18 protein-coding genes are annotated in these 23,953 nt (G+C 63.1%); 8 read left to right on the top strand and 10 right to left on the bottom strand.

Annotated elements, in window-relative coordinates:
- Positions 1–27: 27 nt before the first annotated feature.
- On the bottom strand, positions 28–927 hold the full coding sequence (gcvA, locus tag NKF27_RS06550) for a transcriptional regulator GcvA (protein ID WP_045990944.1): 900 nt from the start codon (positions 925–927) through the stop codon (positions 28–30).
- Positions 928–1,100: 173 nt separating this feature from the next.
- On the opposite strand from gcvA, the gene NKF27_RS06545 reads away from it, so the two are divergent.
- From NKF27_RS06545 to NKF27_RS06530, 4 genes are all read left to right on the top strand, one after another.
- On the top strand, positions 1,101–2,594 hold the full coding sequence (locus NKF27_RS06545; RefSeq protein WP_253555800.1) for an aldehyde dehydrogenase: 1,494 nt from the start codon (positions 1,101–1,103) through the stop codon (positions 2,592–2,594).
- A 10-nt stretch (positions 2,595–2,604) separates the two neighbouring features.
- Entirely contained in the window at positions 2,605–3,810 is a 1,206-nt protein-coding gene (locus NKF27_RS06540; protein ID WP_253555799.1) for an iron-containing alcohol dehydrogenase, read from the top strand.
- The gene (locus NKF27_RS06535; RefSeq protein WP_253555798.1) at positions 3,807–5,000 is read left to right on the top strand and encodes a mandelate racemase/muconate lactonizing enzyme family protein; all 1,194 of its coding nucleotides are present in this window, start codon (positions 3,807–3,809) and stop codon (positions 4,998–5,000) included. The genes NKF27_RS06540 and NKF27_RS06535 overlap by 4 nt, the downstream gene beginning before the upstream one ends.
- A 167-nt stretch (positions 5,001–5,167) precedes the next feature.
- Entirely contained in the window at positions 5,168–6,802 is a 1,635-nt protein-coding gene (locus tag NKF27_RS06530) for a BCCT family transporter (protein ID WP_253555797.1), read from the top strand.
- Positions 6,803–6,998: 196 nt separating this feature from the next.
- On the opposite strand, the gene NKF27_RS06525 is transcribed toward NKF27_RS06530, so the two are convergent.
- From NKF27_RS06525 to NKF27_RS06495, 7 genes are all read right to left on the bottom strand, one after another.
- A complete protein-coding gene (locus NKF27_RS06525; RefSeq protein WP_124802326.1) occupies positions 6,999–7,367 on the bottom strand; it encodes a tautomerase family protein in 369 nt (122 codons plus the stop codon).
- Positions 7,368–7,448: 81 nt separating this feature from the next.
- The gene (locus NKF27_RS06520; protein ID WP_045990964.1) at positions 7,449–8,210 is read right to left on the bottom strand and encodes an enoyl-CoA hydratase-related protein; all 762 of its coding nucleotides are present in this window, start codon (positions 8,208–8,210) and stop codon (positions 7,449–7,451) included.
- A gap of 252 nt (positions 8,211–8,462) precedes the next feature.
- On the bottom strand, positions 8,463–9,884 hold the full coding sequence (locus NKF27_RS06515) for a CaiB/BaiF CoA-transferase family protein (protein WP_253555796.1): 1,422 nt from the start codon (positions 9,882–9,884) through the stop codon (positions 8,463–8,465).
- On the bottom strand, positions 9,884–10,030 hold the full coding sequence (locus NKF27_RS06510; protein WP_156088600.1) for a hypothetical protein: 147 nt from the start codon (positions 10,028–10,030) through the stop codon (positions 9,884–9,886). The genes NKF27_RS06515 and NKF27_RS06510 overlap by 1 nt, the downstream gene beginning before the upstream one ends.
- A 515-nt stretch (positions 10,031–10,545) precedes the next feature.
- Positions 10,546–12,240, bottom strand: a complete 1,695-nt coding sequence (locus tag NKF27_RS06505) for a hypothetical protein (protein WP_253555795.1) — start codon at positions 12,238–12,240, stop codon at positions 10,546–10,548.
- A gap of 554 nt (positions 12,241–12,794) precedes the next feature.
- Positions 12,795–15,920, bottom strand: coding sequence for an FAD-binding and (Fe-S)-binding domain-containing protein (locus NKF27_RS06500; protein WP_253556422.1), 3,126 nt, complete (start codon positions 15,918–15,920; stop codon positions 12,795–12,797).
- Positions 15,921–15,988: 68 nt separating this feature from the next.
- Positions 15,989–17,236 (bottom strand): aspartate aminotransferase family protein, encoded by a 1,248-nt coding sequence (locus tag NKF27_RS06495; protein ID WP_253555794.1) that lies wholly within the window; start codon positions 17,234–17,236, stop codon positions 15,989–15,991.
- A 306-nt stretch (positions 17,237–17,542) separates the two neighbouring features.
- On the opposite strand from NKF27_RS06495, the gene NKF27_RS06490 reads away from it, so the two are divergent.
- The 4 genes from NKF27_RS06490 to NKF27_RS06475 all read left to right on the top strand — a co-directional run bounded on the left by NKF27_RS06490 (position 17,543) and on the right by NKF27_RS06475 (position 22,416).
- The gene (locus tag NKF27_RS06490) at positions 17,543–18,544 is read left to right on the top strand and encodes a TAXI family TRAP transporter solute-binding subunit (RefSeq protein WP_253555793.1); all 1,002 of its coding nucleotides are present in this window, start codon (positions 17,543–17,545) and stop codon (positions 18,542–18,544) included.
- 60 nt (positions 18,545–18,604) lie between these two features.
- Complete coding sequence (locus NKF27_RS06485) at positions 18,605–20,563, top strand: TRAP transporter permease (RefSeq protein ID WP_253555791.1); 1,959 nt, start codon at positions 18,605–18,607, stop codon at positions 20,561–20,563.
- Between the two features lie 206 nt (positions 20,564–20,769).
- Positions 20,770–21,675 (top strand): LysR substrate-binding domain-containing protein, encoded by a 906-nt coding sequence (locus NKF27_RS06480; protein ID WP_253555789.1) that lies wholly within the window; start codon positions 20,770–20,772, stop codon positions 21,673–21,675.
- Between the two features lie 306 nt (positions 21,676–21,981).
- Positions 21,982–22,416: a hypothetical protein gene (locus tag NKF27_RS06475; protein WP_253555787.1), complete on the top strand. Its 435-nt coding sequence runs from the start codon at positions 21,982–21,984 to the stop codon at positions 22,414–22,416.
- Between the two features lie 122 nt (positions 22,417–22,538).
- Here NKF27_RS06475 and NKF27_RS06470 read toward each other — a convergent pair whose 3' ends face one another.
- On the bottom strand, positions 22,539–23,207 hold the full coding sequence (locus NKF27_RS06470) for an amino acid ABC transporter permease (protein WP_253556421.1): 669 nt from the start codon (positions 23,205–23,207) through the stop codon (positions 22,539–22,541).
- A 5-nt stretch (positions 23,208–23,212) separates the two neighbouring features.
- A complete protein-coding gene (locus tag NKF27_RS06465) occupies positions 23,213–23,953 on the bottom strand; it encodes an amino acid ABC transporter ATP-binding protein (protein ID WP_253555786.1) in 741 nt (246 codons plus the stop codon).

Genomic DNA, 23,953 nt, shown 5'->3' with positions numbered 1-23,953 from the left:
CGTTTCCAGTGAGCGTCGACGCCACACTCAGGCAGGTGGATCGCTGATCTCCTGGCGCAACCAGCGACGAAACAGCGCCATGTTGGTGGAATCCTGCTGCTCTTGACGCGTCACCAGCCAGTAGGACTGATGGCCGGTGACCTCGACGTCCAGCAGTTGCACCAGATCCCCGCGCATCAATTCACGGCCGATCATGTGTCGATCGGCCACCGCCACCCCGATGCCATTGATGGCCGCCTGGATGGCGAGCTCGAGGACGTCGAAGGCCAGCCCCCCATCTGTCTCGACGCCTTCGATGCCTGCCGCTCGCAGCCAGTGCTGCCAGGTCTGGAAACGGTCATCGTCTCGAAGTACATGCAGCAGGGTATGACGAGTCAGATCCACCTCACGCCCTCGCCGCCCCTCCAGCAACTGCGGGGCACACACCGCCACATGGGATTCCTGCATCAGCAGCTCGGCGTCGAGCTCCGGCCATTCGCCGGCACCGAAGCGAATCACGCCGTCCATCTCGGCATGATTCAACAGATCATCTTCGAATCGGGTGGTGATCGACAGGTCCAGCGAGGGGTGCAGCGCGTGCAGCCGACCGAGCCGCGGCACCAGCCAGCGACTGGCAAAGGTCGGCGGCACATTGATCCTCAAGTGGGATAACTGCTGCTGGTCCTCCAGCGCACCGACGGTCCAGGCGATCCGATCAAAGGACTGCCTGAGTACCGGCAGCAGCCGATTGCCTGCAGCGGTCAACCGCAATTGCCCGCCACTTCGGTCGAACAGCGCCACTCCGAGCTGCTCCTCGAGCAGCTTGACCTGGCGGCTCACGGCGCTCTGGGTCACACACAGGCGGGTCGCTGCCTGGGTAAAGCTCAGACACTGGGCGGCGGCCTCGAAGGCCTTGAGGGCGTTGAGTGGCGGTAGTGAACGCTGCATGGGCTCCCCTTAGAAAAACTCGTGACGAATCATCAATTCTGCACAAAAAATCGAAGAATACCCCGATCTTCATGACTTTTACGAATGGCGCGACTGCAAAATGGTCGTTTGTTGCAGCGTCTGCTGCTGCCTAGGATGCCGACTACAGTTCATGACCTCGGGAGATTCACACGATGACAGAGCGCTCAATGACCGACTGGCAGCAACTGGCCAGTAGCCTGAGCCTGCCGCACCAGGCCTACCTGGGCGGTCAGTTCTGTGACGCGGCCGGTGGGGCGACCTTCACCGCCGAGAATCCCGCCACCGGCGAATCCCTCGTCGCCGTCGCCGCCTGCCAGGCGGAAGACGTCGATCGTGCCGTCACGATTGCCCGTGACACTTTCAATGCGGGGACCTGGCGCGACCAGCCACCCACCGAGCGCAAGGCCTGTCTGCTGCGCTGGGCGCAATTGATCGAGCAACACACCGACGAAATTGCACTGCTCGAGACCCTCGAGACCGGCAAACCCATCTCTCAGACCACCAGCGTCGATGTCCCTGGGCTGATCGGTGGTCTGCGCTACTACGCCGAAGCCCTCGACAAGCTCTACGGCGAGACCGCCCCGAATGGACCTTCCAGCGTGTGCATGATCGACCGGGAGCCGGTGGGCGTGGTCGCGGCGGTAGTGCCCTGGAACTACCCCTTGATCATCGCCGGCTGGAAGATCGGCCCGGCGCTAGGCGCAGGCAATTCCCTGATCCTGAAGCCCGCCGAGCAGTCCAGCCTGGCGACGTTGAAGGTTGCAGCGCTGGCCGCCGAGGCGGGTATCCCCGACGGTGCCTTCCAGGTCGTCACCGGACTCGGCCACGAGGCCGGTGAAGCCCTGGGGCGCCACATGGACGTCGATGCGGTTGGCTTCACCGGATCCACCGAGATCGGCAAGCGGTTTCTGGCCTACTCGGCGGAATCCAACATGAAGCGAGTCGGCCTGGAGTGCGGCGGCAAGAGCCCACATATCGTCACTCGTGACGTCGAGGATCTGGACAAGATCGCGATGTATGTCGCCTACGGCGTCTGGTACAACCAGGGCCAGACCTGCCACGCCGGCACGCGACTGATCGTCGACCGCGAGGTCAAGGAAGCCCTGCTGGAACGACTGGAAAGCTGGGCCGGCAAGCTGGCACCCGGCGATCCCCTCGACCCCGCCAATCAGATCGGCGCCATGATCGAGCAGCCCCAGCTGGAAAAGGTCCAGCACTACCTGGCCGAGGGCCAGCGGGAAGGCGCGCGGCTACGCTTCGGTGGTGAACGGGTTCACCGTGACAGCGGCGGCTACTACATGACACCGGCGGTGCTGGATGACGTCAGCAACGATATGCGTGTGGCCCGCGAGGAGATCTTTGGTCCCGTACTGGTGGTGCTCACCGTGGATTCACTCGATGAAGCCATCACCATCGCCAATGACACCGACTACGGTCTGGGCGCCGCTATCTGGACCGACAAGTTGAGCGACGGCCATCGCGCCGCCAGAGCCTTGCGCGCCGGTACCGTGTGGGTCAACTGCTATGACCACACCTCCATCAACGCGCCCTTCGGCGGCTTCAAGCAGTCGGGACAGGGCCGCGACAAGTCGCTTCACGCCTTCGACAAGTACACCGAACTCAAGACCACCTGGATCGAGATCTGAGGAGCCCAGCATGCGACAGGACTACGCAAACGGCCGCCAGGCTCCCGTCTTCGCAGGCCCCGGCTGCCTATCTCGCCTCCCGGAGCTGCGTCGACAGCACGCAGCCAAGCGCTACCTGCTGATTACCGACGCCGGACTCGAGGCCAGCGGTGTGCTCGCCCCCTTTGTGGCCGAACTGGAGCAGGATGCAGCGCTTAGCCGCTTCGTAGCTCCTCCTGGCGAGCCTACCGTGGCGACCGTCGACCAGGCGGCTCGGGTGGTCCGCGAGCTCGACGCTCCGCTGGTGATCGGCATCGGCGGCGGCACCGCACTGGACATCGCCAAGCTGGTGGCGGCTCTGGCGGGAAGCCCCGGACAAATGGATCAGTATCTGCTGGGCCGCAGCCCGTGGTGTGGCAGGGCACCGGCGGTGATGGTCCCCACCACCTCCGGAACCGGGAGTGAAGTCACCCGCACCTCGATACTGGCCGACGACACCAGACGCAAGATGTGGGCCTGGGGTGACGAGCTGCTGCCCGATGCCGTGCTGCTCGACCCGCGACTCACTTGCTCGCTGCCTGCCCCGCTGACCGCGGCGACGGGCCTGGACGCCTTCGTCCACGCCCTGGAGGCGACCACCGGCCGCAATCGCAACCGGCTGATCGAAAGCCAGGCACTGGCCGCCATTCGCCTGATTGGTGCCTCGTTGCCCGAGGCGGTGCATGACCCGCACAACCTCCAGGCTCGCCAACAGCTTCAGGAAGCCGCCTGCCTCGCCGGCATGGCCATCGACAACGGCGGCACCGGCATCGCCCACAACATCGGTCATGCCCTGGGCAGCCTCTACCATCTGCCCCACGGAGTGGCGGTGGCGATCGCCGTCGAGGCGACGCTTGGCTGGTCGGTCACCGGGCATGAAGCCATCTTCGCCCCCAGCGCCCATGCGCTGCTGCCTGGCAGCGGTGCCGAGGAGTTGCCGGCGCTGATCCGCGAACTCGCCGACGCCAGTGCCTTCGACCTGGCACTCGCGCCGTTTACCGGCGTCGAGATGGACGCCTCGCGATTGGCCGAGGAGATGCGCGACGAGGCCAACGCACCGATGGCCAACAACGCGGCACGCCGACCCGAAGGTGATGACTGGCAGACCCTGGCGGAACTCACCGTTACCAGCTTCCAGCGTCGCCGGCAGCGTCTGCAGCAGGGTTCGTCCGCCGAAGCGCAGGAGGCACTCGCATGACGACGCCGCGACTCAACGATACGCAGACCCCGCTCTTCACCGTCCCCGGCCAGGCGTGTCGAATTGCACGCATCGAGATCAGCCATCACCAGTTCGAGCTTGATCCCCCCTTTCCCGCAGCCTGGGACAGCCAACCGCGCCGTCGTTTCCCGGCGACCCTGGTGCGGGTGATCGACAGCGAAGGACGCGAAGGGATCGGCTCCGGGGATGTGATGTACGGCTTCGATGACTTTCGTCATCTGTTCATCGGCGAGGATCCACTCGATCTGGAGCGCCACGCTGGCGTGATCGATAACATCGGCTTCCACGCTGGCCGCTGCTGGCCCCTGGAGGTCGCCCTGTGGGACCTCGCCGGCAAGATCCTCGAGACCCCGGTCTGGCGCCTTATGGGCGGTGTCTCGAACCGTTTGCGTGCCTACGCCTCGAGCGGCACCCATCGTCCCCTCGACGAGGTGGTCGCTCTGGCAGAACAAGTGAAGGCGTCAGGCATTGCTGCCTTGAAGCTACGCTTCGGGCGTCCCCGTCTGGAAGAGGATCTGGCCGTGCTCGGCGCCGTTCGCAGTGCCGTCGGCGATGCACTGGAGCTGATGGTCGACTGCAACCAGGGATGGCGCATGCCCTGGGACGTCAAGGCACCCTGGCAGTTTTCCCAGGCGCTGGAAGTGGCCCGGGAGCTCGAGAACCAGGGCGTCTACTGGATGGAGGAACCTCTGTACCGCGGCGACTACGAGGGTATGGCCAGACTGAACGAGGCGACCTCGCTGCACATCGCCGGTGGCGAAATGACACGAGAACCCTACGAGTTCACTGAAATGCTGCGTCAGGGATGCCTCGATGTCTATCAGCCCGACGCCGTCTGCTCGGTGGGCATGCTGGGGTTGGCGCGCCTGGCCCGTCAGATCGTCGACGCCGGCAAGCTGTTCACGCCACATACCTGGGGCAACGGCATCGGCGTCATTGCCAACCTGCACCTGACCGCCGGTGCTGTCGGCCCGGCCGGCGCGCCCTATCTGGAGTATCCCTTCGACCCACCGGAATGGACACCGGAAAAGCGCGACTTCCCGCTGACAAGCCCACTACTGGCAGACAAGGAAGGATGGCTGACGCTGTCGGAGGCTCCCGGCCTCGGCCTTGACCTGGACGAAGAACGCCTGGCCGCCACCCGTGCCGACCAGGCCACCTACCAGTAGTTCGACCCACAGTCGTTCAACAAGGCTGGCACAGATCCAACTCGGCCGAGTTTGCACCACGCCGTCGTGCGTCGACGCCTGGCTTCCCCGCTCCACTGACTCTGGCAGGTCGCCCCGTGGCGTCCTGCCAGGGCTTCGCCCTCGCCTCCACAATAAAAGGAGTCGCTATGTTCCATCGGATGCGACCTCTGGTCTTCTGGCCCCCCTTCATCCTGCTGATTCTGTCGCTCGCCGCCAGCATGCTCGATCTAGAGCGTTTTCTGGACGTCACCGGCGGCCTCAACAGCGCCATTCTCGACAACGTCGGCTGGCTGTTCTCCCTTACCTCACTGGTGATGGTGATGACTTGCCTGATCGTCTTCCTGTCCCCTCTGGGACGAACCCGGATCGGCGGCGAAAACGCCCTTCCCATCCTCTCGCCGTGGCGCTGGTTCTCGATCACCCTGTGCACCACGGTGGCGGTAGGCATCATGTTCTGGTCGACGGCCGAGCCGCTCTATCATCTGCATAACCCTCCGGCGTCGCTGGATATCACCGCCAATAGCCTGGATGCGACCCGCTTCTCGCTGTCGACCATGTTCCTGCACTGGTCGTTCACGCCCTATGCCATCTATACCGTTCCGGCAGTGATGTTCGCCATCGCCCACTACAACATGGGCAAGCCCTTCTCGCTGGGTTCCCTGTTCACCCCTATCCTGGGCGATCGCCTTATTGGTCGCCCCGGGCGCCTGCTGGATGCGCTGGCGCTGTTTGCACTGGTCTGTGGCATGGCGTCGTCACTCGGCACCGGCGCCATGACCCTGGCCGGTGGTGTCGACCGTTTCCTCGGCACGGGAACCGGGCCGCTGGCACTGGGCATCGTGACCCTGGCGATCGTGGCGGTGTTCACAGCCTCCGCCGCCAGCGGTCTGCAACGCGGTATCGCAGTGCTGTCAGCCCTCAACGCTCGAGCCTTCTTCGCCTTCATGGCCTTCATCTTTCTGTTCGGGCCGACGCGTGACATCCTCGGTTACGGGGTGGAGTCCAGCGGTGCCTATCTCGGCCAGTTCATCGAAAAGAGTCTGTTTACCGGCGCCCTGGCCGATGACCCCTGGCCAAAGGACTGGAGCATCTTCTACTGGGCCAACTGGATGGCGTGGGCGCCCATCACGGCGCTGTTCCTCGGTCGCATTTCGCGAGGCTACACGGTGCGCCAATTCATGCTGATCAACCTGGTCGCCCCCGCACTGTTCGCCATTGCCTATGTTTCTGTCACCAGCGGCAGCATCCTGCACATGGATCTGAGCTCGGGCGGCAGCATGCATGCCCTGCTTCAGGAAAGCGGTCCCGGGGCCATGGTCTACGCGCTCCTCGACGAGCTGCCGCTGGGTGGGCTCAGCGCCATCGCCTTTCTGACAATTGCCTTTCTCTCCTACGTCACCGCCGCAGATTCCAACACCGAGGCCATCAGCCAGCTATGCAGCAACGACAGCCAGGCCGCCCTCGCCGGCGATGGCAACGATGACAATGCCAGCTACCGTCTTCCGCTGAAGATCCTGTGGGGCTGCACCATCGGTGCGGTCGCCTGGATCATGACCAGCTTCGTCGGCGTTGATGGCATCAAGATGCTGTCCAACCTGGGCGGCTTCCCGGCACTGCTGATCGTCATCCTGGCCACGGCGTCATTGCTGCGCCTGGTCAGTATGGGTACCGCTGGCGCAGGCATGGAACGCACCCCCTCGCGCACCTACTCGCAGGAGGCCCACGAACGCTGGCAAAGACACCAGCAGCTCAACGAGGCCGTACCGCCCGATAACCAGTGAATCCTCTGTCCCGATTCTCAGGCAGGCCAAGGCAAGGCCTGCCCCATAAACTGAGAGCCTCGGCTCCCGCATCCTGTTCGGCAGGCAACCTCGATGCCGGGCGGCTCGCCCCTTCGCCGCCATCACGTCTTGGCTTTCTACGCCTAAAAAAATGGCCCGCTATTCGCGGGCCATGGTCGTCTCGGCGCGTCCGTCTTCAGGCTTCGCAGAACTGCGCCACGCCATCCCTGAACGACCAGTCGATGTCCTGGTTCTCGGTGATGGTGATCATGACGTTGTGCGGGGGGATGCCGGGGTTTTCGGCAAGTGACTCGACGACCCTGGCGTAGAACGCCTTCTTGTCGGCGTCCGGACGGCCACTTCGCATCACCAGGTGCATCATGACGCGATCAGAATCACGCCGTTGCAACTGCAGGTTCTCCGGCTCGCACTCATTGATCACCTGGTAGCGATCGTCGTCGGGGAAGCCCATGGTATCGATGACGGCGGCGTTGACCTGATCCGCCACGGCCCTGACGTAGTCTCTCGACTTCCCTTTCACTAGATTGATCGTCACAAACGGCATCCACCCCTCCTGTCCCGGTCAATGATTGACGCTCTGTATTCGACGCTGTTGGTCGTCTTTCGTCGCGAGCTCGGCCGACGTCTAGCGATGGCGGAAGACCGGCGCACGCTTCTTGACGAAGGCATTCATGCCTTCCTTCTGCCCCTCGGTGGCAAAGGCCGCCTGGAACAGTAGACGCTCCTGGCGCAGGCCTTCCGCCAGCGGGGTCTCGAAGGCCGCGTTGACCGCTCGCTTGGCCATCTTGACGGCTGGCGCGTTGTAGCCTGCGATGGTGTGCGCCGCCTCGAGGGCAGTCTGCATCAGCTCATCCTTCGGCACGACTCGCGCCACCAGACCGATCTCCTTGGCCTCCTGGGCGCCGATGTTGCGACCGGTCAGCACCAGGTCCATCGCCATCGCCTTGCCGACCGAACGTGCCAGACGCTGGGAGCCGCCGATGCCGGGCAGGATCCCCAGCTTGATCTCGGGTTGCCCGAACTGGGCATCGTCTGAGGCGATGATCATGTCGCACAGCAGGGCCAGCTCGCAGCCTCCGCCCAGCGCAAAGCCGGCCACCGCAGCGATGATGGGCTTGGAAATCTGGCGCACCTCGTCCCAGGGGGCCAGGAAGTCATCCATGTAGAAATCGGTGAACGACTTCTCGGCCATCTCCTCGATATCGGCGCCGGCAGCGAAGGCTCTCGGGTTGCCGGTAATCACGATGGCACCGATGCCGGGGTCGGCGTCCAGCTCGCGCAGTACCGCGAGCGTTTCTTCCGCCAGTTGGCGATTGAGTGCGTTCAAGCTTTTCGGGCGATTCAGGATGATCAGCCCGACCCGTTCGCGGCGTTCCACCACGATCATTTCTGGCTCACCGTTACCTGCCTCAAGCGACGCCTCCGAGGCGACATTCTGTGTTTGTTCTTCGACTTTCTTGTTCATCTCTTGTCTCCTGACGTTACCCGTAAACCAGCTGCGTATCGGCTCGACACGCTCCCACCTGCGGCCGCCTTTTCGTCTGGCCGTGATGCGACCTGACAGCGCCGCGCCCCACCGGATATTCACGACCCGGTATCGCCAAGCGGCGTACATCTGATGAAAAAACGCGTCTGACGACTATGGTTTTCCGACCCGCTTGCCCAGATCTCGAGCGGGTTCTTGACCCTGTTTGTCGGAGGCCGACCGGCCACCCTTTATCCGGGTGGCGGCGCTGCCACTCGCCTTGCGCGAGTCTTGCCTGGCCATCGCTGCTTGATCGCTCTGGGCTCCTTGACGTTGCCCCGAGGATGTCGCGCCGGCCTTGGCCGACCGCGCCTTGCCGGCTTGCCCTGGCGTGGAAGGCAGGCAATAGGAACCGTGACGCGCCATCAACTCATCGAGAATGGCCTGTCGATGTTGACCCAGGCCTGGCGCCACCAGCGGTGTGTCGCTGCCAAGGTCCACCCTGCCGGTCATCTTTATCGGGTTGCCCGCCGTCCTGAAGGGCTTCCCGGCGCTTCCCTGGACCTGGACGATCATGTTTCTCGCCTTCAACTGGGGATGATCGAGCAGTTTGTCGATGGTGTTGATCGGTGAGCAGGGAACGCCTTCCTCGTTGAGCAGGTCGACCCAGTGCTGCACGGGCCTGGTCGTCAGGATGCGCTCCATCTCCTCCACCAGCGCCGGGCGATTCTGGCAGCGAAGATCATTGGTGATGAACCGGGGATCGAAGGCCAGTCGCGAGGCGCCGATGGCATCGGCCATCAGCAGAAACAGGGTGTCGTTGCCGGCGGCGATGACCAGCTTGCCATCCTCGGCCTTGAAGCTTTCGAAGGGCGCCAGCGACGGGTGGCAGTCACCGGTTCTATTCGGCACGACGCCTTCGATGTCGTAGCGTGCCAGCGCCGTTTCCATCATCGCCGCCTGGCAGTCCAGCATGCCGATATCGACACGGGTCCCCTGGGCGTCCTTGGTTCGGCTGTACAGCGAAGAGATGATGCCCACCGCCGCAAACAGGGCCGCGCTCAGGTCGCCAAAGCTGGTACCGACTCGGGCCGGTTCACCGTCCGGCCAACCGGTCAGACTCATCACGCCGCCCATGGCCTGCACCACCATGTCGTAGCCTGGCAACTCGCTGAACGGGCCGGTGTGGCCGAAGCCTGAAATCGAGGAATAGATCAGGTGAGGATGGGTCTGGGCGAGACGCTCCGGCCCATAGCCAAGACGCTCCATGACCCCGGGCCTGAAGTTCTCCACCAGCACATCGGCCTCGTCCAGCAGGCGCTCCAGCAACTCGCGATCACGCGGCGACTTGATGTCCAGTACGATGCTTTCCTTGTTTCGGTTGAAGCAGCTGAAGTAGGCGCTTTCGTTTTCGACAAAGGGGCCGAACTCTCGTGTATCGTCACCGGTGCCGATCTTTTCGACCTTGATGACGCGAGCGCCAAGGTCCGCCAGGACCATGGTGCAGTACGGCCCTGCAAGCACCCGCGAGAAGTCCAGTACCGTCACGCCGTCCAGAGGCCCTTTCTTTGGTTCGTCCAGCGGTGTGTTGGCCATCAACTTGTCTCCTGTGTTGTTGTATCGAGCGCCAGCGTCAGCTGGCGACTGGCCACACCGGAGGCACGGTGGCAGGCGTGCTGATGGCCCGGAGAGGCACGTTCACCGATCTGGCCAGCGACGAGATGGGAAGCGATAGCGGTCATGGGGATCGGCCCTTTATAAAACTTATTTAATCTGCACCGAGGGGAATCGACCCTTGGTGGGGCTCCTTCTTGGTTATGCCCCAGAATATGGGGGCTACAGACCAGTACAATTCAGTTATTCGCAATCCAGATATAATTTTTGAAAATATCAAAACCCACTAAGTGAGAACCCGATACGGTACTCACCGCCCGAGGCGCGCCAGCATCACGATGGTGTGCCCAGCCGATCGACATCACGACGACATCTCCGGCTGGTGAACATGTCCTGGCGTTGCATCTAAAGTTGAAGCCACAAACAACGACGCCCGGGGGACCGGGCGGTATTGGGCGTGCACGGGTTGGGGATGGTGTTCGAGCGCCGTTGCCTGGCCATCGGCGTGCAGGGGGCGGACAACTACCGCAAGGGGCTTGCCGTGGGGGCTGTTGAACAGGCCGATGTGTCTTCATGGCCTGAAAACGGACGCGGACGGTCTGAGGAATCGCTTTCAGGCCCCAGCCGCGCCCTGTTGCAGATCTTAAATCGCCTGCCATGCCTCCGGCAGTTCCACATGCCCACTCAGTGCCGATCCGACAAAGGAGGCAGCAGCCTCGAGTCCGGCCAGCGCCATGGCGCCACCATGCCAGCCGAAGATGCCGTCGCCCGAGTCCCGAGAAGATTCAGCGCTGACGGAAGCCTCGTCATCGAACAGGTCACCAAGGTGAAGGGCGTCGTCACGGGCCCCGGCCGAGAAGACGCTATCGCCGGCATCGGCAAGCGCGACCTCTTCCCTCCACCACTCGGCGCCTTGGCCGTCCTGAGGTGCATCGACGAAGGCAATATCGCGATCGAACCAATCGAATCGAAACTCGTCTTCCAGACGATCGTCTTCGATAACGTAGCGCAGGCCGGGACCGGCACCGCGAAAGCCGCCGCCATACTCGAACTCGATGCGCTCGATGCCGCCCGCCAGGGTCAGGGAATCATGGCCGGACACGCCAATCCGCCCATCATCCAGCCGGTAGACCTCGTAGTCATCCGCCTCTCCCTCGAATAACAGGGTGTCGGTGCCCTGCCCCCCTTCGACCTGGTTGGTGCCGGTCGAGACCCGGATCTCGTCGTCTCCGGCAAAGCCTTCGATGTAATCATCGGACGCGCCGTCACGCAGCAGGTCGTCAAAGACACTGCCGACAATAAAGGCCGGCTCGCCCGCGTGATTGGATGTCGGCGAGTCGATATCGCCCACCCAGTGTATCGCGCGCCCACCGGCACCAAGTGAGGACACCACCACTACGCTGTCCTGACTCATCAGCTCATAAAACGATGAGGAGACAATGCGCGCGACCGCGTCCGACGTGATGCCACCAAGATGCGCGCCCCAGGCGAAGGGATTCAGGCCGCTGTCGCTGGCCAACAGCCAGGGCGACTTGCTGTAGACAGCATCGAACAGCACCAGATTGTCCACGGAGCTTGAGTAGTTCTCATCGCTGTTCTCCAGAAAGCCATCGAAGCCCTCGAGCGCCGACTTCAGATCCTCGTGGTCACCGACGAAACGATGGATGACGTCGTTCTCGAAACCGATATTGAGCACATTGTCGGCTTCGAAGATCAGCGGTGACGCATGGCCAAGATAGTGACTGTCAGCGAAGAACCCACCCGCCAACTGATCCGAGAAACGCGCCTGGATATTGGCCAGCGCCCCACCCAGGCTGTAGCCGGTAATGATGGCGTCATCACCCTCAAGCCCATGCTGGTCCATGAACGACGCCACCCCGGACAGCACGGGCGCCATGGTCTTCGCGATCTCCTTGCCGGAATTCAGAAAGGAGTAGTCGACGATATCTACCGGGGCATTGGTACCGGCATAGGACACGCTGACGCGGCTGATGTTGCCCAGGGCGTCCTGCTCGGCCAGGACCTTGAGCTGGGGGCCACGGGAAACATTGCCGAGCAAGGGGCTCTGAAGCGTGATGTAGCCATCGACATCCACCAGAGAGGATGGCAACCCCAGTTCGCTGGCCGAGACTTCTCGCCAGCCACCCGGCAGGCCACTGGTGACCTGATTGGCTGAAAAGGTCCCCGGTCCTGCGATGTTGTCCAGAGTCACCAGCATCTGTCCAAGGGGAAGCCCGAGCGCACGGTCTGCCTGCGAGTAGGTCGCCAGCGCATGCGAGGTGACGGCAAGCTCGGCAGAGGCCGACGAGTCAAGCCCGGAGATCGTAAAAAGTGGCATAAGGCATCCTCACCTGTGAACTTCAGCACAAGAAAAGACAACAGCCTAGCCCAGTTTCTACGCTTTCCTACCCCACCATTGCTTCACCGACTTTTCAGGCAAAGCAGCTGCGATAAAGCGTCGAAAAAAGAAGCGATATGGAAAGAAGATTCCTCCCATCCATCTTGTATTTTACGAGCTATCAAGACGGTGAGTTTTACCGGGCCTCCATGCCGGAACCAGTGTCGATTGCTGCGTAGATGTGCCCGAACGGTGTCCTGGCAATGGCCCGCCAAGCACCTTGCCTGCTAGGGCTTGTCTGAAAAGTGTCTGCGCTCGGTAATACGGCGTTAAAAATCGGATCAAAATGCTCATTTACACCACGTAAACTGCGCTTTCTCACCGATTTTTGCCTTGTCTAACCTTCGCTCGTCGACTTTTCGGACTGAGCCTAGCGCTCACGGGCTATCGCGCTGCCGGACCAGCTATGGTTCAGCTAAGGTTCAGATAAGGTTCAGATAAGGTTCAGAAGAATGGAAATACATCGCTCTACGGGCGCACGACGGGCGCAACTCTCACTCAGTCTTGGTCCGATGCCTCAAGCACGCGAGTAGCCCCTGAAGCGGATGTGGCAAGTGGGCGCCAGAAAACCGCCGAGCCTGGCAGCGACAGGAATAGCCGCTGGCCAACAGGCGTCCCTGAAGATCCGGATCCTCGACTCGGGGCTGCCAGGATTGCGCATAGATAAGCGCAGACGTCTGGCGATGCTCCACTTCATGGCCGTAGGTGCCTGCCATGCCGCAACAGCCGCTTTGCAGCACCTCGAGCGACAGACCAAAGGCTTCGTACAGACGCTGCCAGTCCTTGGCCGCCCCGGACACATGGGTCGCCTCGGTGCAGTGAAGCAGCAACCGATAGTCCGGGTCCTTGACGACCGACGACCGTGCGGCTTGTTGCGCCGCTCGCGGCCTGCTCGTCAGCCACTGCGCCAGCCAGGAGCCCAGCAGTTGCACCTGGGGCACCGCAGCGGCGCCCAGTGCCTTCACGTACTCCTGGCGATAGGTCAGCGTCATGGCCGGGTCGATGCCGACCAGCGCCACCCCGGCCTCGGCCAGCGCCCGCAGGCGCTCGGCCTGCCTTGCGGCGGTGCGTTCGAAGGCTCCGAGAAAGCCCTGGACATGCAGCGGCTTGCCGTTGGGGCCATAGGGGGCCACGAACACCCTCACCCCGAGCCCTTCCAGCAACTCGACGGTATCCATCACCAGACGGGATTCGAAGTAGCTGGTGAAGGCGTCCTGTACCAGCACCACGCTGCGCGCCTTTTCCGCCTCGTCCAGGCGCTTGAGCGCCTCTGGCGTGGCCCGCTCGACCCCATGGCGATCGAGCCAACCATCAAGGCGCTCTGGCGACAGCCGCGGACTGTCGACCACACCGAACACACCGGCCATCAGGCGCGAAACTCCTGGTATTCGCAGCGTGGCGTTGTACAGCGGCGCAAACCGCGAAAGTGTCGGCAGCATGACTTCCAGCCCCCCGACCAGGTAGTCCCGCGGCGCGCGCAGGTAACGGCTGTGATAGAGCTCGAGAAAACGCGCCCGGAAGCTCGGTACATCGACCTTGATCGGACACTGGCCGGCGCAGGACTTGCAGGACAGACAGCCGGCCATGGCCTCATGCACCTGATGCGAGAAGTCTCGCTCGCCGCGACGGCGCCCCAGGCTTCGCCCCAGCCTTGCGGGGAAGGCCCTGAGCGCCGCCCAGGCGCTGCGCTTGCGCAGCCGTCGGGACACGTCCAGCACATCGACACCCGCCAGTTGCTGCTGGCGTAGCCATTCACGCATCAGGCTGGCACGCCCCTTGGGTGAGTGGATACGCTGCCGCGTCGCCTTCCACGAAGGGCACATGGCGTCGTCGGGATGGTAGTTGTAGCAGGCGCCGTTGCCGTTGCAGTACACCGCCTCGCCGTAGGCCTGCCACACCCGCTCATCGATCTGGCGATCGAACTGACCACGCAACGCCACCCCATCCACCGCGAGCAGCCCCGGGTCGCTCTCACGGCCCGTCGTCTGGACGGCGTCGTCGAGTGGATCGGTGGGGGGATCAGTGAGCGGTGTCGCGATCTTGCCTGGGTTGAGCTGATTGCAGGGGTCGAAGGCGCCCTTGAGCCGTTGCAGGCTGGGGTAGAGCGGGCCGAAGAAGGCCGGGGCATACTCCGAGCGAATGCCCTTGCCATGCTCGCCCCACAACAGCCCGCCGTACTTGTGCGTCAGCTCGGCGACCTCATCGGTGATCTCGCGAATCAACGCCACCTGGGCGGGATCCTTCATGTCCAGCGCCGGACGCACGTGCAGGACCCCGGCATCGACGTGCCCAAACATCCCGTACTCAAGCCCCCTGGCGTCGAGCAAGGCGCGAAATTCTGCGATGTAGTCCGCCAGGTGCTCGGGTGGCACGGCGGTGTCCTCGACAAAGGGCAGCGGACGCTTCTCGCCGGCCACATTGCCCAGCAACCCCACCGCGCGCTTGCGCATGGCATAAACCCGGGTAATCGCCTCGCGTCCCTGGGCCAGGGTGTGGCCCAGACGCCTGACACTCGAGTCTTCGTCCAGATACCGGCAAAAGGCCTCAACCCGGCGCCCCAGCCGTGCCGGATCATCATCGTTGAACTCGACCAGGTTGATGCCCTGGGTCCGGATATCGCCGGCATCGGGGAAGAACTCGCTGACCGAGTCCCAGACATAGTCACCACGGGCCAGCTCCAGCACCCGCTCGTCCACCGTTTCGATGGAGGTGGGAGCAGCGTCGCTGGTCATCAACGCCCGAGCGTCACCCAGCGCCTCCATGAAACCGGCGTAGCGAACATTGACCAGGGTCGAGTGGGCCGGGATCGGCAGCACCCGGAGCACCGCCTCGCTGGTGAAGGCCAGCGAACCCTCGGCGCCGCACAGCACGCTGTTGAGGTCGAAGCGGCCATCCGCCGTGGTCAGATGGGCAAGATCGTAACCGGTGAGGCAGCGATTGAGCGGCGGGAAGGTCTCGTCGATACGCTCACCTTCGCACTCGAGAATGTCGCGGACGACGCGGTGCACGCGGCCCACACCGTCCTTGCGAGCGCACAGCGCCGCCAGCTCGAACTCGTCCACTGGCCGGCTGACTAGGCGCTCGCCGCCCAGCAGAACGCTCTCGAGTTCCAGCACATGATCGCGGGTCTTGCCGTACTCGCAGCTGCCCTGGCCGCTGGCATCGGTGGCGATCATGCCCCCGAGGGTGGCGCGGTTGGAGGTGGACAGTTCAGGGGCAAAGAACAGTCCGTAGGGCTTGAGCGCGGCGTTGAGCTGATCCTTGACCACCCCGGCCTGGACGCGCACCCGGCGGCGTGCCACGTCGATCTCGAGGATGGCGTTCATGTGCCGCGACACATCCACGACCAGACCATCGGTCAGGGATTGCCCGTTGGTGCCGGTTCCTCCTCCCCGGGGCGCCAGCACCACCTGGCGGAACGCTTCGCGCCCCGCCAGCTCGGCGATACGCACCAGATCCTCGGTCCCGCGAGGATAGAGCACCGCCTGGGGCAGGCGCTGGTAGATCGAATTGTCAGTGGCCAGCACCGTGCGATTGGCGTAGTCAGGGGCGACCTCCCCTTCGAAGCCCTGGTCCACCAGGGCTTCGAGAAAACGCCGATAGCTCGTGGCCACGTCCATCCCCGCATCATCCCAGGCGTGGTGGCGGGAGTCGTGGCGGGCGTCATCACGGAGGGCGATCCGGGCAATCATGGCGTGAGCGTCGACAACGCGCGCTCCAGCCGCGCCATACCTTCTCTCAACACCTCAGGCTCTGCGGTCAGCGGGGCCAGCAGGCGCAGCACGTTGCGGCGACGCCCACTCGGCATCAACAGCACCCCCGCCTCGCGTCCGGCGGCCAGCAACGCGGCCAGGTGCTCGGCGCCGCTGGCCCCCGCGGTATCGTTGAACACGATGCCGCGCATGGCACCTACCCCGGTCAAGGCCCCCACCATCGGAAAGCGCTCCTTCAGGCGGGCGTGGGTCGCCACGATCAGTGACTCCTGGGCCTCGCTCCAGCGCGCCAAGCGCGCCTCGCTCATCACCTCCATCACCGTACGAGCCGCCGCACAAGCCACCGGGTTGCCGGAATAGGTCCCGCCGAGCCCACCCTTGGGCAGGGCATCCATGAATCGGGACTTGCCGGCCACCGCCGCCAGCGGCAGCCCCGCCGCCATGCTCTTGCCCATCAACAGCAGGTCAGGCTCGACGCCCAAATGGGTGAACGCAAAACGCCTACCGGTACGCCCGAATCCGGACTGGATCTCATCGAAGATCAGCGCCATGCCGTGGCGGTCGCAGAATTCGCGAAGGTGCGCGGCGAAGGTCGCATCGAGCAGGCGGAAGCCGCCCTCGCCCTGCACCGGCTCGACGATGATCGCGGCGATCTCGTCAGCGGGCAGCTCGACCTCGAGCAGACGGTCGAGGGCGTGTATGGCCTGCTCGGTGCTGACATCGTTGTCCCGGCTCGGGAACGGCAAGTGATACACCGGCCCCGGCAGACTGCCGAGCCCGGTCTTGTAGGGCTTGACCTTGCCGTTGAGGTTGAGCGCCGCGAGGGTGCGGCCGTGAAAACCGTCATCGAAGGCGATGACCGCCTGACGACCGGTCGCCGCTCGCGCCACCTTGAGGGCATTCTCGGTCGCCTCGGCACCGCAGTTGGTCAGCATGCACGACAGCGGGTAGGACACTGGCACGAAGGCATCGAGCGCCTGGGCCACCTCCAGGTAGCCGCGGTGGGGCAAGGCGTTGAAGGCGGAATGCATCAGCCGATCCACCTGGGCTTTCACCGCATCCACTACCGCCGGATGTCCATGGCCCAAATTGAGCACGCCGATGCCGCCGATAAAGTCGACGTAGTGTCGACCGTCCTCGTCCCATAGCTCGGCGTTGCGCCCATGCTCCACACACAAGGGGTGAACGATGCCCAGCGAGGCGCTGACGTGAGGAAAGTCCATGTCCGGTACCTGTCGAATCGTCGAGGAATTCAGGACGACGATGTAACCAGCGGCACTGGAGCTCTTCAAACGAAAAAAAGCGTCTTATGCATTCCAGAAATGAATACCAGGCGCGTCGATATCCTCTCGAAAAACTGCGGCATCGGCACGTGAATGAGCAAAAGGAATAGATCGAGTATTAGATTTCTTTTGTGGGTAACAAAGGCACGTGGTAACAATGCCCGCCGCTCTGCATGCGCCAGCAACAATAGCCAAAAAAACATGGCCAGAGAGCCACGACATCCCCTAAAACGACAGGAACGTCACATGACTCATCCCCTGAAGCCGACCGCGATCGCCATCGCCGCATCCACTCTTCTCAGCGCCTGCAGCGACGGAGCCTCCTCTACCCCGAACGTGGCGATCGGCCCGCCCGCCAGCACCACCCAACTGGTGTCCAAGCTGCTGCTCGACGCCCACGGGGTGAAGGAAGATGACTACAGCGCCTATCAGGAAGGTTTCGGCGCGGCGCTCGACGGTGTCCAGGACGGCAATATTGACCTGTCGATCGGCATCCTCGGCTTGCCGTCCGGAAGCATCGAGAACCTTCAGGCAGCCGCCGGTGACGTTCGCATGATCGGCCTGAGCGACGACGCGGTGGACTATATCGAAGCCAATAGCGAGTACCGTCGCTTCGTCATCCCCCAGGACAGCTACGAGTTTCTTGACCAGGACGTGACCACGGTGACCGCCTACGCCGTGCTGGTGGGCAACACCCACAGCATCGACGAGGAGCTTGGCTATGAACTGGCTCGCCTGATGCACGAGAAGGCCGAAGAAAACACCCACGCCCAGTCCGCCTTCATGACCCTGGAGAACGCACTGAACGGCTCCGCTGGCATCCCGATCCATCCGGGTGCCAAACGCTACTACGAAGAGCAGGGACTGGAGGTGAGCAACCCGGTGGCTCAGCTCGAGATCCAGGGCGACAAGAGCGAGTACATCCTCGGTACCGGCAGCCAGGGCGGCACCTACTACCCGCTGGGTGGCGAGATGGCCACCATCTGGAACAACTATCTCGACGGGGCCAACTTCACCAACATCGAGACCGGCGCCTCCATCGAGAACCTCGTCAGCATACGTGACGACCGCATGGACCTGGGCATGACCGTGCATGCACCGGCCAAGGACGCGGTATCCGGCAACGGTGAGTTCGACGACAACGCCATCGGCAACGTCGCCTTTATCGGCCACATCTATCCGGAAGTCATCCAGATCGTGACCCGCGAAGACAGCGGTATCACCAGCCTCGACGACCTCGCCAAGTAAACCATGTCATCGTCAGGCGCCGGCGTGTCGGCGCCTGGCGATCATCGGGAGATTCACGCCATGGTCGAAAAAACAACGGCCGATGCCCCTCGGCAATTGCTCGAGAAGTACGACCGGGAGTCCAGCGTTCGCGCTCACCTGGGCCGCTGGGGCTGGGCGGTGTCGCTGCTCGGCATCGCGCTGACATCCTTTCACCTCTATACCGGCTACTTCGGTACCCTGCCATCGCAACAGCAAGGGGCGGTACACCTGGGCCTCGCGCTCGGGATGATCTTCCTGCTATTCCCCGCCTGTCGCGGCGAGCGCGCCCGCCGAGCGGTGCCCTGGTACGACGTGGTACTGGCCTTCACCGCCACCTTTGGCGCCTACTACAAGATCCTGTTCTACGACGAGGTGCTGCGCGCCCGCATCACCGGCTATTCCACCCTGGACCTGATCGTGGCCGGCGCCGGTGTGCTGTTCGTGCTGGAAGCGACGCGTCGCACCGTCGGCTTGCCCATCGTGATCGTGGCCCTGCTGGCGCTGGCCTATGCCCTGCTGGGCAACCATATTCCGACGGCGCTGCTGTCCCACCCCGGGTTCTCGCTCGAGCAGGTCGCTCCCTATCTGTGGTTCCGCGAAAGCGGCGTGTTCGGCACGCCCCTGCAGATCTCGGCGAAGTTCATCTTCCTGTTTCTGTTCTTCGGCGTGGTACTGATCCAGACCGGGGTCGGCCGCTTCTTCAATGACCTCGCCTTCGCCGCCACCGGTCGCTTCACCGGCGGGACCGCCAAGGCGGCGGTGATCGCAAGCTCGCTGCAGGGCATGATCTCGGGCAGCTCGGTCGGCAATACCGTGGCCTCGGGCTCTTTCACCATTCCGATGATGAAGAATGCCCGCTTCCGTCCCGAGGTCGCCGCCGCCACCGAGGCGTCGGCCTCCACCGGTGGGCAGATCATGCCGCCATTGATGGGCGCGGCCGCCTTCATCATGGTCGAGTACGTCGGCGTGTCCTATCGCGAGATCATGTACGCCGCACTGATACCGGCGCTGATGTACTTCACCGGTATCTTTATCGGCGTGCACTTCGAGGCCAAGCGCAGCCGTATCCTGGGCATCCCCAAGGACCAGCTTCCCAGCAAGCGCAAACTGTTGATGCGTCAGGGGTACATGCTGCTTCCGCTGGCGGTGATCGTGACCACCGTCAGCGTCGGCTTCACCGCCCAGCGTGCCGCCCTGCTGGGCATCGCCGCAGCGCTGGCGGTCAGCCTGCTACGCAAGGAGACCCGACCGTCGCTTGCCGACCTGGTACGCCTGCTGGACAAGGGCGCCAGGGTCGCGCTGCCGGTGATCGCCGCGGTGGCCACCGCCGGCATCATCGCCGGGGTGGTGGGCATGACCGGGCTGGGCGCCAAGTTCGCCGCTGGCATCATCAGCCTGGCCGACGGCACCCTGATCCTCGCCCTGATCTTCACCATGCTGGCCTGCATCGTGCTGGGCATGGGCCTGCCGACCACCGCCAATTACGTCGTCACCGCGACCATCGCCGCGCCGGCGCTGATCAACGAGTTCGGCCTGGCGCCCATGGCGGTGCACCTGTTCGTGTTCTACTTCGGGATCGTTGCCGACATCACGCCACCGGTGTGCCTGGCGGCCTACGCCGGCGCAGGGATCGCCGGGGCCAATCCGATGAAGACTGGGGTGACGGCGCTGAAACTGGCCATCGGTGCCTTTATCATTCCCTACGCACTGATCTACAACCCGGCGCTGGTGATGATCGACGCCACACCGCTGGGCCTGGTACGCGATGTCGGCTTCCTGCTGGTGGGCCTGGTCGGCGTAAGCGCCGCCCTGATCGGCCACTTTGTGCGCGATGCCCTGATGTGGGAGAGGGCGGTGCTGCTGGCAGCGGGCCTGGCCATGGTGGCCCCGGCCCCCATCACCAGCAGCCTGGGACTGGTGGCCCTGGCGCTGGTGGCATTGTGGCAGTCACGCCGTCCCGAGGCGCCCATGGATACGGCAACGTCGGCCCAGCGCTGACGGCGACGGTGTCGATGAGCGCCAGTTCCCGGCGACCTTGGTCCCGGTAGCCCTGTTTTCGGCGGCCCTGTTCCCGGTCCCCCAGTGGCCGCCGGGAACAAAAATGAGCACCTCAGCAGGAGGTCGTTTCGAAAAACGTACCGGCAACAGCGGTAGTCCCTCGGTTGGGGTAGAATGGCGGTTTTTTACGCTGGAGTCAGCGTTCGATGAAGGCCCGTCATCTCCCCTCGACCACCACGCTTCAGTGTTTCGAAGCCGCCGCCCGGCACCTGAGTTTCACCCGGGCGGCGGATGAGCTGAGCATCACCCAGAGCGCCATCAGCAAGCAGGTGGCCCAGCTCGAGGACTACCTGCAGCACAAGCTCTTCCGTCGACTCAGGCGCACCCTGGTGCTGACGCCGGAAGGCTCGCTGTACCTGACCGAGGTGCGCAAGATCCTGGCCCACCTCGAGATGTCGGCCAACGCCATCATGACCTACAGCGGCCACGGTGACGTGCTCAAGGTGGCCACGCTTCCCACCTTCGGAACACGCTGGCTGTCGCTGCAGCTACCGGCCTTCTTCGAGGCTCACCCCGGTATCACCCTGCACCTGTCCGACCGCGTGGAGACCTTCGATCTGGAAAACGAAGGCATCGACGTAGCGATCTTCCACGGCCACGGCAGCTGGCCCAACCTCGAGTGTCACAAGCTGTTCGAGGAAGAGGTGATGGCGGTCGGCGCACCCGGCTATCTGGCGCGCCAGCGCATCGTCAGCCCCGCCGATCTGGCCAACTGCCGGCTGCTGCACCTGTCGACCCGCCCCGACGCCTGGCACCGCTGGTTCGACGAACAGGGCATTCGCACCGATCGCAGCTACCACGGTATCCGCTTCGAAACCTTTCAGACGCTGATTCGCACGGTCATGGCCGGCGGCGGCCTTGCCCTGATTCCACGCTTCATGATCGACCATGAACTAGAAGCCGGCGCCCTGGTCCCCGCCTGGCCCACCCTGTTGCGCGGTCCCGACGCCTACTACCTGGTCTATCCCGAGCACCTGGGCGAGCTCGCCAAGGTGCGCCAGTTCGTCGACCACCTCAAAGGCTGCGCCGCGCCACAGGCCCCAACCGAGTAGGCCCGGTCAAAGTAGTCCCCGCCCGACTAGGCCCGGTCAAAGTAGTCCCCGCGCGAGTAATCCCCGCCCGAGCTAGCTCCGCCCGAGTAAGCGCCATCCGAGTAAGCCCCGCCCGAGTAGCTCCCAGGGGGGCAGCCGGCTGAGACCCTCCGTTTTCGGTGGCTCGGCACATGGCCTGGCCCCTTCCCTGCTCCCGCACGAAAAGTTTGCTTCTGGTTGTAAGGTCCCGCTTTCAGGTGCGACACAGCCCCCCACGGCGCTCGCCCATCGAGCGCCATCCTCTAGAAGACGACCAAGGAAGCTCAGATGCACACTGAAGGAAACGAGATGGCGGGCCTCAAGGGCGGGCTACTGGCGATGCGTATCGGCATCTTTCTGGTACTGCTGGTCTGGACCCTGAGCAAGTTCATCAATCCAAGCCAGGGCAGCGGGATCATGGACAAGTACTTCGGCATCGCCGGCGTCGGCACCGCCGTCGTGGTGGCGCTGGGAGTGCTCGAACTGGTGCTGATCCTGGCCTTCGTCAGCGGCAGCTTCAAACGCATAAGCTATGGTGGTGTGCTGCTGGTGCACGGCGTCTCGACGCTGGTGACTATCCCGGCGATGGTGACCGATCCCTTCGGCCATATGCTGTTCTTCGCCGCCCTGCCGATGCTGGCCGCCTGCTACACCCTCTATCGCCTGCGCGACCACGACACCCTGCTGACGCTGGAACGCCCGGCATCACCCGTCACCGCCTGAGGCGACGTCGCCAGAACAGACGCGCCCCCGGTGAGCAACCACTCGCTCACCAGGGGCGCTTGATGTAGCGACTTCGCTAGCTCACTACTGGCGTACTGCGAGGCTCCAGCCGCCTCTCGGGCTCACTGAGTGGTCACCCCAGGCACCCAGGTCTTCCGCTCGACCCAGCCAAGCAGGCTTGCCACACTGGACGTCAGCACAAGATAGATGATCCCCGCCCAAAGAAACACGTGGAAAAAGTCCAATGTTCGCGAGCCGATATCCTGAGCAATTGCCGTAATCTCAACCACGCCGATGGTATAGGCAATGGAAGTGAACTTGAGCTCGATGATCGCTTCGTTGGACCACTGAGGTATCACCCGCCGTAACGCCTGCGGCAGCATGATGTGTCGGATAGCCTGCCATTTGCTCATCCCGCACGCCCTTGCGGCGGTCAATTGCCCTGAAGGCACCGACAGGATCGAACCACGAAAGTACTCTGCCTGGTAGGCGGCACTGTTCAAGGTGATGGCGATCACCGCGGAGGTGAAAGCATCAAAGACAATCCCAACGTGGGGGAGCCCCAGATAAATAAAGAACATCTGGACCAGCATCGGCGTCCCGCGAAAAAGTTCTATATATGCGGTACTGATCCAATACCAGACTCGCCCGCCGTAGACACGCGCCCAACATAGTGCAAGCCCGAGAAAGAAACCAAGCGTGATCGCAATCACCCAGAGGGCGAGGGTGATCGGGACCCCTGTGAGGAGTTGCGGCAGCCACTCAAGACCAAAGCTCAAAAAATCCATCATAGCGCTCACCCATGCTCTGCGATGACGTTGAGGAAAGCCCTGGTGCGCTCATTCTCTGCGCCTGTGAACAGGGTCTGAGGGTCACCCTGCTCAACGATATAGCCTTTCTCCATAAAGATGATCTCGTCGGCAGCCTGACGTGCAAAACTCATCTCGTGAGTTACCACGACCATCGTCATCCCGTCACTGGCGAGTTGCTGCATGACTTTGACCACTTCCCCCGTCAACTCCGGGTCCAACGCTGATGTCGGTTCATCAAACAGCAGCACGTCAGGGTCCATGGCCAGCGCCCTTGCAATAGACACACGCTGCTGCTGACCACCCGAGAGTTCTGCCGGATACGCATCCGCCCTGTCCGACAACCCCACTCGCTCCAACTCCTCATAGGCACGACGAGTCGCCTTATCTCGCTCGACCCCATTCACTCTGATTTGGCAAATTCGTACGTTATCCAAGACGGTCAGATGGGAGAACAGGTTAAAATCCTGAAAAACAAAGCCGATCCTCGCCCGCATCTTGTCGATATTACTGTCGGTAACTTCTTCACCCTTGAGGTAGACCTTGCCATCGTCGGAGTGAGTGAGATGGTTGATACTGCGCAAAAGCGTACTCTTGCCAGATCCGGATGGACCAATAAGAACTTTTGTTTCACCCCGATGGAGAGAAAAGCTGATGCCTTTCAGAACCTCGACACCGCCATAGCTTTTCTTCACACCTTTTACATCGAGAACCAGATCGCTGTCCAT

This window comes from Halomonas sp. DN3 (assembly GCF_024137905.1).
GTDB classification, from domain to species: domain Bacteria; phylum Pseudomonadota; class Gammaproteobacteria; order Pseudomonadales; family Halomonadaceae; genus Halomonas; species Halomonas litopenaei.
The sequence above is the reverse complement of the archived record's forward strand: the minus strand, read 5'-3'. Positions and strand labels throughout refer to the sequence as shown.